At 42.6% G+C, this 10777-nt stretch carries 7 protein-coding genes; 4 read left to right on the top strand and 3 right to left on the bottom strand.

Going from position 1 to position 10777, the window contains the following annotated elements; all coding sequences use genetic code 11:
• The first annotated feature begins 361 nt into the window (after window positions 1-361).
• Window positions 362-1024: an ABC transporter ATP-binding protein gene (locus tag VB714_RS23510; RefSeq protein WP_323227269.1), complete on the top strand. Its 663-nt coding sequence runs from the start codon at window positions 362-364 to the stop codon at window positions 1022-1024.
• Window positions 1025-1198: 174 nt separating this feature from the next.
• Window positions 1199-2824 carry a glycosyltransferase family 39 protein gene (locus VB714_RS23505; protein ID WP_323227267.1) on the top strand — a complete coding sequence of 542 codons (1626 nt, stop codon included), beginning with the start codon at window positions 1199-1201 and terminating at the stop codon, window positions 2822-2824.
• 33 nt (window positions 2825-2857) lie between these two features.
• Here the strand turns inward: VB714_RS23505 and VB714_RS23500 are convergent, their stop codons facing one another.
• From VB714_RS23500 to VB714_RS23490, 3 genes are all read right to left on the bottom strand, one after another.
• Window positions 2858-4204, bottom strand: a complete 1347-nt coding sequence (locus VB714_RS23500; protein ID WP_323227265.1) for an OB-fold nucleic acid binding domain-containing protein — start codon at window positions 4202-4204, stop codon at window positions 2858-2860.
• A gap of 79 nt (window positions 4205-4283) precedes the next feature.
• Complete coding sequence (locus VB714_RS23495) at window positions 4284-6209, bottom strand: hypothetical protein (RefSeq protein ID WP_323227263.1); 1926 nt, start codon at window positions 6207-6209, stop codon at window positions 4284-4286.
• Window positions 6210-6286: 77 nt separating this feature from the next.
• Window positions 6287-6751, bottom strand: a complete 465-nt coding sequence (locus tag VB714_RS23490) for a hypothetical protein (protein WP_323227262.1) — start codon at window positions 6749-6751, stop codon at window positions 6287-6289.
• Between the two features lie 340 nt (window positions 6752-7091).
• Here VB714_RS23490 and VB714_RS23485 point away from each other — a divergent pair, with 340 nt between their 5' ends.
• Window positions 7092-9302, top strand: a complete 2211-nt coding sequence (locus VB714_RS23485) for an adenylate/guanylate cyclase domain-containing protein (RefSeq protein WP_323227260.1) — start codon at window positions 7092-7094, stop codon at window positions 9300-9302.
• A gap of 6 nt (window positions 9303-9308) precedes the next feature.
• On the top strand, window positions 9309-10757 hold the full coding sequence (locus VB714_RS23480) for a mechanosensitive ion channel family protein (RefSeq protein WP_323227258.1): 1449 nt from the start codon (window positions 9309-9311) through the stop codon (window positions 10755-10757).
• Window positions 10758-10777 lie beyond the last annotated feature (20 nt).

Raw genomic sequence — 10777 nt, 5'->3', positions numbered from 1 at the left:
TTTAAGTTTGATTTCCTAACAATATTATCATATTTTAGGCTCTGTACCAAGATTTTTGATTTTTGGGGTTTGCTGCTCGCTCTTTTTTAAACTTTACGCTACATATGGTGTTACTGCGTAAGTTCTGAATGATAATGCGAAGGCGATCGCAGTTTTGTGGAATCGCGTATAAAAGTTGCCAAATCTTTCAAGTCTTGCTAGTCCTATCCTTCGGGTTTTCCCGATCTCCTTAATCTTAAACTTGACTTCAACTTTAAAGTTTGTGGTCGTGATTTCTTCTGTCAGAATAGGAAAGAATGAGAGATGAAGTTTTTCTCTCTCTTATTCCTGTTCTCTTTCTTATCAACTATCAGCTAATTTTGTGTCCCAAAACGCTATCAATGTTAACAATTTATCCTTTAACTGGCAAGTAAATGTGCCGATTTTAGACTCTTGTTCCTTCAGCATTCCTCAAGGAGAATTTTGGATGCTTTTGGGGGCAAATGGGAGCGGAAAATCGACCTTACTCAATTTACTGGCAGGTTTATTAGAACCGCGAGAGGGGAATATTGAAACGATTCAACCCCTCGGTTTTGTTTTCCAAAATCCCGATCGCCAGTTGGTGATGCCTACGGTTGGGGCTGATATTGCCTTTGGACTGGTACGAGAAAATTTAACCTATGCAGAAACCTTGGTTAGAGTACGAGAAGCCCTCGATGCGGTAGGATTGCTCGACTTGCAACGGCGACCGATCTATGCTTTAAGCGGCGGCCAAAAACAGCGCATTGCGATCGCGGGGGAAATTGCCAGAAATTGCCAAGTTTTAATTCTCGACGAACCTACGGCACTTCTCGACCCCGATACTCAAATTGAGTTAGTGCAGCAAGTTCGGACTTTAGTGAAAGAACGTAACTTAACTGCTCTCTGGGTAACGCATCGCTTAAATGAACTCGATTATTGCGATGGGGCATTTTTGTTAGAGAGGGGGAAGATTGGCGATCGCGGCGATCCTCAACGCTTGAAAAAGAGATTGGAAAAAAACTAAGAATAGCAAGGGTTTGGAGACCAAACCCCTACCTACCCATAATCAATTGTGGAACGGGCATCCTGCCAGTATTTGGATCGAAAATGATCGAAATGAAGGATAATAGAGTTCATTCGCTTTTTCAAGAGGCAAATAAACTTGTTTTAATGCGATCGCACAACCTCATTTTTTCTCGTGCATTATCTCCTTCTCACTGCAATTCTTTGTCTCGGTACAATTCTCCGTTTCTGGCAACTCGATCGCAAACCATTATGGATAGATGAAATCATTACTGCGCTTTTTGGCTTGGGAAAAGGGTTTGAAAACCTACCCTTAGAACAAGTTTTAGCCGTCGATCGCATCCCAGATATTTTTATTTTAAATCCTCAAACCCAGTGTAGCGAAATTGCCTCTTATCTTACCACGCAATCGACCCATCCTCCCTTCTTCTTTTGTGCTTTGCATCAGTGGTTGCTGGGAATTGATTCATGGGATGTTTCTTTAGCTTGGAAGTTGCGATCGCTTCCAGCAATTTTGGGTGTTTTTGCGATCGCGGCAATATACCTCCTTAACCGTCTGGCTTTCTCTCCTCAAGCAGGATTAATGGCTGCAGCTATGATGACTGTCTCTCCTTTTGCTGTTTATTTATCCCAAGAAGCACGACACTACACTTTACCCATTCTACTCTTAATCTTTGCACTCTGCTGTTTAATTTTAATACAAAAACAGCTTCAAAAAAAGAAATATTCACCGCTTCTTTGGCTACTTTGGGGAAGTATGAATTGTTTGGGAATCTATGTGCATTATTTTTATATTTTTGCCATCATTGCTCAATTTATAACGCTTTTTCTCGTTCTTTATAGAACGCCAAAAGTAGGCATTATTCGTCTTTTCTGGCTGTTTATTCTGGCGATCGCCCCCTTTCTATTTTATCTCCCCTGGTTGCCCATTCTCCTAGAGCATTTTAACAGTCCCAAGACCAGTTGGCTCCCTGCGCCTAATTTCCTCCTTCCTATTCTACAAACCCTCGGGGGATGGAGTTCTATGTTTATCGCCCTTCCTGTGGAAAAACAGCCCCTATGGTTGCAAATTGTTAGTATCACCTTCACTGTAATATTTATGGTCTGGGCGATCGCCTCTTCTCTGCGCGGTTTACGAAAATTGTACGCTTCCCCCAACACCCGAGAAAGTACCATTACTCTCTCTTGTTTTACCCTCTGCGTCTTGTTAGAATTTGCCGCAATTATCTACATTCTTGGCAAAGATATTAGTATTGCCCCTCGCTATCATTTCATCTATTATCCTGGCTTCTGCGCCCTCATCGCAGCCAGTTTTAGCCGCGATCGCCAATTCTCTTTATCCTCCCCACGATCGACTATCATTTTCCTCCTTGTCGGTGCGATCGGCAGTCTCTGCGTGATTTTTAATTTTGCCTTTCAGAAACCCTATTATCCCCTCAAAGTAGCCCAACAATTTAACCAGTCTTCCGATCCAGTCATGGTGATGATGGCATACGAAAACACCCTCGAAATTGCAACTGGGTTAAGCTATGCCCTTACTTTTGCAGATATTCACGATCGCCCCGCTTACTTTACTTTTCTGAATAAAACTGATTTTGGGGGCTTTGAATATGTCTGGCGATCGCTGTCCCAATTCCCCCTTTCTCCTGCTTCTTTATGGGCGATCGTCCCCGGTTATGTCGAGGCATCCTACCCTCGCGAAATTGCTCTCAAAAACAGCAAATGTACAATCGATCCTAAAGAACATTATCGCATCGGTGGCTTCCCTTATCAACTCTATCATTGCGATCGCGCAGGGTAAACGCATCTAAAGCGGAATATGGGATTTAAGCATCTAATGAGGAAGAATATATTCGCTACGTGCTTGGTAATTAGCATTGTTTAAAGCCGTCACCGCAGCGCGATCGTTTTGGACCCAAAATTTCCGATCTAAACGCACGAGTTTTCCCTCTGGTCCCGTCCCAATTCGGGCAACAACGGGAATTTTAATTCCTTCTGTGTCATTCCCAGCTTGTTGTTGGAGAATACTTTTGAGATTATTTTGAATGCGGCGATCGCGTGCTTCTTGTACTGTCAATTCAACCATTATCATGCGTACATCTTCTACGGGAGCCACAGATTCAACAATGAACTGAACTTTACCATCTTTACTCTCCGCTTTCCCCCAAAAAATCAAGCGTGCATCGTCTTGCAAATATTCTTCAACTTCACCGAAAGCACTAGGAAAAACAACCCCCTCTGCTTGTCCGGTTAAGTCTTCCAATTGTAAAAATGCCATCGCATCGCCCTTTTTAGTCATAATCGTTTTAACTGCACTAATTAAGGCGATCGCGCTAATTTTTTGGCGTTTGTGATCCTCCAAATGTGCTAAACTTACTGGAGAAACAATATCAACAGCAGGTTTAATTGTATTTAAGGGGTTAGCAGAAACATAGAAACCCAAAATTTCTTTTTCTTTTTTCAGTCTTTCTTGAGGTGAAAAATCAGCAGTTTGAGCCAGTACCGGAGCCGTATCAAAACTCTTGGTTTCGCTATTATTTCCCGTTCCTCCTCCCAATATATCAAAGAGATTCATCTGACCGCTAGTTCGTTCTTTTGCTCGCTTTTGCGCCCAACTAATAACAGGATCGAGGGATTGTACGAGTTGATTGCGATTCTCGTTGATTTTGTCAAATGCACCGCAATGAATTAAAGTTTCTAAGGTGCGCCGATTAACAGTTCGCAGATCGACGATACTGCAAAAATCAGAGAAAGATTTGAACTCTCCTTTGTTTTCTTTGCGGGCAATTAAAATGCTTTCGATCGCACCATCTCCGAGGTTAGGTACTGCGGACAAGCCAAATAAAATTGTCTTACCCACAGGGGTAAAATCTATATTAGAACGATTAATATCGGGAGGGCTGACATTAATGCCCATGTCAATACATCTGGCGATATAGCTTTTGATTTTATCTTTATTGCCGCTATTTCCCGTTAATAACGCAGCCATATATTCCGTAGGATAGTTGGCTTTGAGATAGGCAGTTTGATAGGTGACATAAGCATACGCGGTAGAATGAGACTTATTGAAACAATTGGCCGCAATTAAACCACTTTCTAATAAAAAATTATGATCCCCTTCTACGCCAATATCGTAAACGGGCTGAAGGCCAAGGGATTTACGCTTGATAATTTTTACCATTATATTTTCTGATGATATTTTGTAGAATTGAGTAGATTAGTCAGAAGAAAATACTTCTTTTATTTTAACGCAAACGTCTTTACACTTCATCCAAAAAATGAATGGTGCGACGAATGGCTTCTTGTTGCTTGCGAGTGGCAAATTCTGGATTGCGCGAGGCGATCGCCTCTAAACTTTGCCATGCTACTAAACTATCTTCCTCATAAACCTTAGCGCAACTTTTAGCAACCATTAACCCCAAACCGCTATCTTCAACCAAGCGATGAAAATTCAAAGCCACCTGTTTGCAGGTATAAGCGATCGCCCCATCTGCTTCATATTTAGCCGTTGAGACGCGATCGGCCTGTCGCGGGGCAAAGGCAGGCTGAAAGGCGATCGCCCCTAAAAATAGCGCAAACCCCTGCTGTATCTTCGTCTCATTACCGCGAAGGAGATAAAAAGGCGGGGGAATAAACCCCGCAAGCACTGCATCTCGTTTTAAGTGCATTCGTAACTCTAATTTGACAAAAGCCAACTCCGAGAGCAACCCATCCTCGTAAAATTGCCGATATCCCGTCTCCTCCATCGCCAAGGCTTGCAACCAGAGAGTTTGTTGAAATAGCCCCGGTTCCATGCGCGTCTCAGTCCATAATTGCGCCAATGTATCTTCCGCATGGTACACCTCCTCGCGATATTCCTGTTTGACACATTCGATCGCCGGGCGAGATAAAGATTCAATATCCTCCAGATCGAATAACCCTTCGAGGGTGTGGCGTTTGGCGGCTAATTCTGCTGTTGCTGCTTGTAATTGGGCGGCCAAGGCTGGAGGAGTTAACCCCAAGCGCTGCCAAAACTGCGCCATTGTCCCCTCAGAAGCCAAACCCAAGGCTAAAGTTACCCCCAAGGTGATAAAAATGGCTAAATGGCGATCGGATGCTTCTGCATCCCAACTTAACACCAAGGCCAAAGCCACGTTTCCTCGCATTCCTCCCCATAATCCCACCAACTGCTCTCGAAAAGAGAAAGGGGTAGAGTCCCGCAAAAAGTTGGCCACGGGCATCAGAGCAAAAACCACGATCGCCCGAGCCATTGTTACCATGGCGATCGCCCCTACTAAACAGAGCCAAGGGTGAGAACTTCCATAAACTTGACGAGGTAATCCAGCTAAAGTTAATCCCAACAGGAGAAAAAGCCAACTTTGAGCCAGAATTCCCACTCCCTGTACCATCCCTGCAAGTCGCTGAAAATTCTTTTGCTTCAATCGGGCGCGTAACGTCCATTGCAGCACCAAACCCACCGTCATGGCGGCGATCGCCTCTGCCCCAGGATAGAGCCTCTCTGCCCCAAAAAATGCCCCATACAGGGCGATCGCGCCTATTGTTCCCTGTAGGATAAAATTCTCTCGCCAGCGTTGCATTCCATAAGCCGCCAATCCTGCTGCGATACTTCCCAGAATAATACCCACCGGCCATGCGGCGAAAAACTGCCCGATTCCGCGGCCATAACTCCCCGAACTTAAAGTTTGCGCCACCACAGCAAACAGAACGATCGCCATGACATTATTGAATAAACTTTCCCCTCGCCAAACCAATTGCAACCGCTTAGAACAACCCTCTTTTTGCAATAGGGCGATGGCTGGGGTTAAATCCACCACCGATAAGAGAATCCCCAGTAAAATTGCCCCTGATAGTGCTAAAGGGGCAAAGGCGACCAAAAATCCCCCCACCATCACTGTCGATAAAAATCCCCCTAGGATTCCCAATAGCAATACTGGGGAAAGATACTGTACCAGCAAACGACCTTCAATATTAAAAGCCAAACGAGCAATGAAAAGAGGTACAAAAAGCAAGAATGCCCTCGGGGGGAGGGCGATAAAAGGCTGTAATAGTGCAAGTTGCTCGTTGTTTTGCGCGAGAATTCCCAGCCCTAATCCCATCGCTACTAATCCCGTCATGTAAGGAACCGGGGGCAGTTTAGCAGCGATCGCACTTAGACCGATCATCAATAACACCAAAAGAACAACCATAAGGCGATCGCAAGCGGACTCAGCGAATTAGGGAAAAAATAAAAAGAGAATTGAGCAATAAAATGATTTCCCTGTCCCTAAGATTTGGATTCAGAATCAGAATCTGGGGGGGAATCTTCTTCAGATTCCTCGGGTTCCGTGAGGATTTTCCACGCTTCATTTACAGCGCGATCGAGGCGATCGCCCCATTTTTTCATATCATTGAGCAAAAATTCCCAATTTTTCGTGGCTGTATCCTCGAGTCCCGCGATGGTTTTCTCGAGAGACTCCCATTGTTCATCAAAGAGGAGTCCTGTATTTTTTAACGTCGTTTGGGTTTGGCGCATCGTGTTGACGTAATTTTCACGACCAATTTCCCCAGCAGACTCGAGGCTCGACTGTGCCTGTTTTTTGATAGCTTCAATTAAAGCCATCGTATGATGTTTGATTTCATCAGACTCATCGGGCATCTTGGTTTCCACAAGAGCTTTGGTTTCTGCACTCACCTCTACAGGTGGTGTTTCCGGTTGTGTGGCTTCGCTATTTGGGTTAGATTCGGACATGATGACTCCTGAAGCTGCAATAAAACTTCTTATTCACTCTAGTTAATTTGTTGCCAAAAAACAACCTCCCGAGTTTTTCGGGAGGTGTATCAAACTATTGATTGGCAAAGACTCTAACTAATTCCTTAAACAAAAGGTTCGTTGATTTACAGAGAAACAAAAAAAAGTATCAAAAAATCTATTCTTTAAAGCTAAGGTGTGGTAAATACAGTGATGATTCTCCAGCTATTCTCGCCAAAGATCATTTTTAATAATTTTACGCTCATTTTTCCCTTAACAAATCTTAACAAAATTTGCTCCATAGATTCGGCGCGATCGCCACTCAATACGAGGAAAATCAATGCTAGGACTGAAACAGTTAAGGATTAAATCCAAAGTAACGATCGCTCTCCTAAGTGTGAGTTTGGGTTCCGTCGGAATTATTAGCTTTTTAACTTGGCAGAGAGCGAGAAACATTCTAACTGAGCGTATTTTTGAGCAACTCACAAGCGTGCGTTCTTCTAAGTCAGCCGAAATTGAATCCTACTTTCAATTTATGTATGCTCAGATTGGAACTCTTGCAGAAGATCGCACGATCGTCACGGCAATGGTTGAATTTAATCGTGCTTTCGATCGCCTAGACGGATCGTTACCCCTAGAAGAAAACTCAGACCCAGATAGTGCTAATGTTAGTTCTCTCCCACCAATTCCTGCCCCCTGGCAACAATCCCTGAAAAATTATTACACGCAAGAATTTTTTCCGCGACTTTCCCAAAATATTGCCGGAAAGCCAATTTTTGAAATTTATCAGCCCAAGCAAAGAGCGGCTCAATACCTACAGTATCACTATATTGCTAACAATCCCCAACCTGTCGGAAAAAAAGATGAATTGATGCAGGCAAATGATGGCAGCGAATATAGTCAACTGCATTCCTTATATCATCCCTTACTTCGCAATCTCATCAAACAGTTTGGTTACTACGATTTATTTCTTATCGATACGGAGACGGGAAATATTGTTTATTCTGTTTACAAAGAAACCGACTTTGGCACGAGCTTAAAAGATGGACCTTATGCTAACAGTAATTTTGCAGAAGTAGTCGAAGCGGTCAGAAAAAATCCCGAACCCGGTACCGTCCAAATTATCGATTTTGATAGCTATCGTCCTTCCTATGCAGCCCCAGCGGCCTTCTTTGCAACACCTATCTATGATGGTACTCGACAAGTCGGCATTCTAGCCGCACAACTTCCCGTCGATCGCATTAATGATGTATTAACGGGTAAGCAGAATTGGCAAAATGAAGGATTGGGAAACAGTGGCGAAGTGTATCTCGTCGGTGCGGATTATTTAATGCGATCGGTATCGCGTTTTCTCCTTGAGGATGCGGAAGGATATCTCGCAGCACTGCAAAAAGTGGGAACCCCCGAAGACAATCTCGAAAGTATCAAACGTTTGGATACTTCCATTTTATTGCAGACTGTAAAAACAGAAGGAGTATTAGCTGCTTTTCAAGGTAAAAGCGGCACGCAAATTATTGATGATTATCGATGCATACCCGTTCTCAGTTCCTACGATCTAGTCGATATTAAAGGTGTGAATTGGGCGATTTTGGCAGAGATAGATTTAGCCGAAGCCTACCAACCTTTATATAATTTACAGCAATATATTCTGACAATTACAGTTGTTCTTGTTTTCATTGTCACCTCAATTGCGATCGTGGCGGCTAATGCCTTAGTTAAACAGATTAGTCTGCTAATCGAAGATTCCCGAAAAATCGCCGGAGGAGATATGCAGGCAGGAGGACTACAATCCTTAGCTCAAGACGAACTCAGCAGCTTAGTCGAAAGTTTTAATGAAGTAATTCAAAATCTCAAAGAACAACAAGAATTGGTCATAGAAAAGGAACGAGAAAATGAAAAATTACTACGACATATTGTTCCTAAATCTGTTGCCGATCGCTTAAAAAATGGTGAGAAAAAAATCGTAAATTCAACAGAACAAGCAACAGTTTTGGTCGTCAATATTGAAGGATTAATTTATCTATCAAAGCGATGGAATGTATCAGAATATGCAGATATTTTGCATGAATTAATGAATAGTTTTAATGAGGCAGCAGAACAATTAGATGTGCTATCTCTCGCACCAATTGGTGAACTTTATTTTGCTGTTTGTGGCTTGGCTGTACCGCGAATCGATCATGCCAAGCGAATCATGGACTTAGGTTTTGAGATTGTGGAAATTTTACAAGTATTCAATCATAAATATGGAGTTTCTTTAGGCGTTAGCATTGGTATTGCCACTGGAGAAATGATGGCGGCGGCGATCGATAGTAAATATTTGAACTATTATTTATGGGGGCAAACTTTTCTGGTTGCAGTTCATCTCAATCACCAAGCTACATTAGGAACAATTCGCGTTACGGAGGATGTTTATGAGAGTGTCAAGGACTTGTATCGTTTCGAGGAGTCAGAATCTCTCCAAATTCCCGAACTAGGTTCTTTGAAGACCTGGGAAATTCATCAAGACAAAACGGATATTCAAGACCATACACCTAAGTTAAGAATAGGATGAACAGAGATGGATCGATCGCAATGGGTTAGTGCAATTATATTTATTGTTGGATTTCCTTTTCTCACTATTATTTTAGGAGAAATTGTCGATCGCCTAGAAACTCGCAAGAATCTAGGTTGGGCAAAATTATTAGGAAATATTCGCATTCTCGTTTTACCCTCCCTTGCAACTTGGGTGGTGGTACACCAATTTTTGGGATATTCTCGGGAGAGTTGGTTGCTTAAAGGGATCGAATCTCTGATCGGATATAGTGCGATCGTCGCTCTTCTCAACTTAATTGGAATCCTGTTTGTTCGCAATTCTAAAGCTAAATCTCAGCCTCTTTTTATCGTTCCTCGTTTATTCGTACAGATCGCTCGCATTCTCGTTATTTTAAGTGTGGGCGCTTATATGTTAGGCAGTATTTGGCAAGTCGATTTAAGCAGTATTGTGACCGCTTTAGGAGTCGGTTCTCTGGTCATTGCTTTAGCGTTGCAAAATACCCTCAGTAATCTAGTCTCTGGATTTTTGTTGCTTTTTGATAGTCCTTTTAAGGTGGGAGACTGGATTCGCTTTGGAGATATTGAAGGTCAAATTGTGGATCTCAACTGGCGATCGGTTCGTTTGAAAACCCTAGATCGGGATTTATTAATTGTTCCTAATAGTGTTTTAGATGGGGAAAATATTTATAATTATCATAGTGGCGATCCCCTTCACGCTGAACGCTATTTAGTCGGTTTCTCTTATGATGATCCTCCCAATCACGTCAAGCGGGTTTTAGAAAGTGCAACAGCAGAAACTCATCGCATCTTATCTCAACCTCGTCCAGAAGTCCGAACTGTATCCTATGATGATTTTGCTATTACTTATGAAGTGAAGTATTTCATCGATGATTTTCAATATGTTGAAGAAATTAGGAATGAATTTAGAACCAGCATTTTTTACGCAGCTAAACGGAATGGTTTAACAATTCCTTTCCCCATTCGGACTATATATCACGTCCGTCAATCAATTCCTCGACGGGAAGAATATCTCGAACAAATACAGAATTTTTTACAATCTTTACCCTATTTTGTCTCTCTTGAACCCAATACGATCGCCAAATTTGCAGAAAAGGCGGCGATACAAGTATATGGTATTGGCGATCGCGTGGTGAGAGAAGGAGAATCTGATGATGGTTTATATATCATTCAAGAGGGAAAAATTCGCCTTTTTGTCGCGGATTTACACGGCCATCAAAAGGAAGTTGCTTATCTGTCTCGAGAGGACTTTTTTGGCGAAACAGCTTTACTTCCAGGGGAAGTCAGCTTGGTGACAGGAATTGTGACTCAAGATTTGACTGTTTTGATACTCCCTTCTGAAGTTATAGCAGAGTCGATCGCCGGAAGCGCTCGTTTTGCCAAACAAATGTATCATTTTATTGAAGAACGGAAAGCACAAATCTATTTGACTAAAGGTGCGAAAAGTTTATCTTAGGATTTGGCATAAAATTCGGA

This window comes from Spirulina sp. 06S082 (genome assembly GCF_034932145.1).
GTDB lineage: Bacteria > Cyanobacteriota > Cyanobacteriia > Cyanobacteriales > Spirulinaceae > CCY15215.
This window is presented reverse-complemented; position numbering and strand designations above follow the sequence as displayed.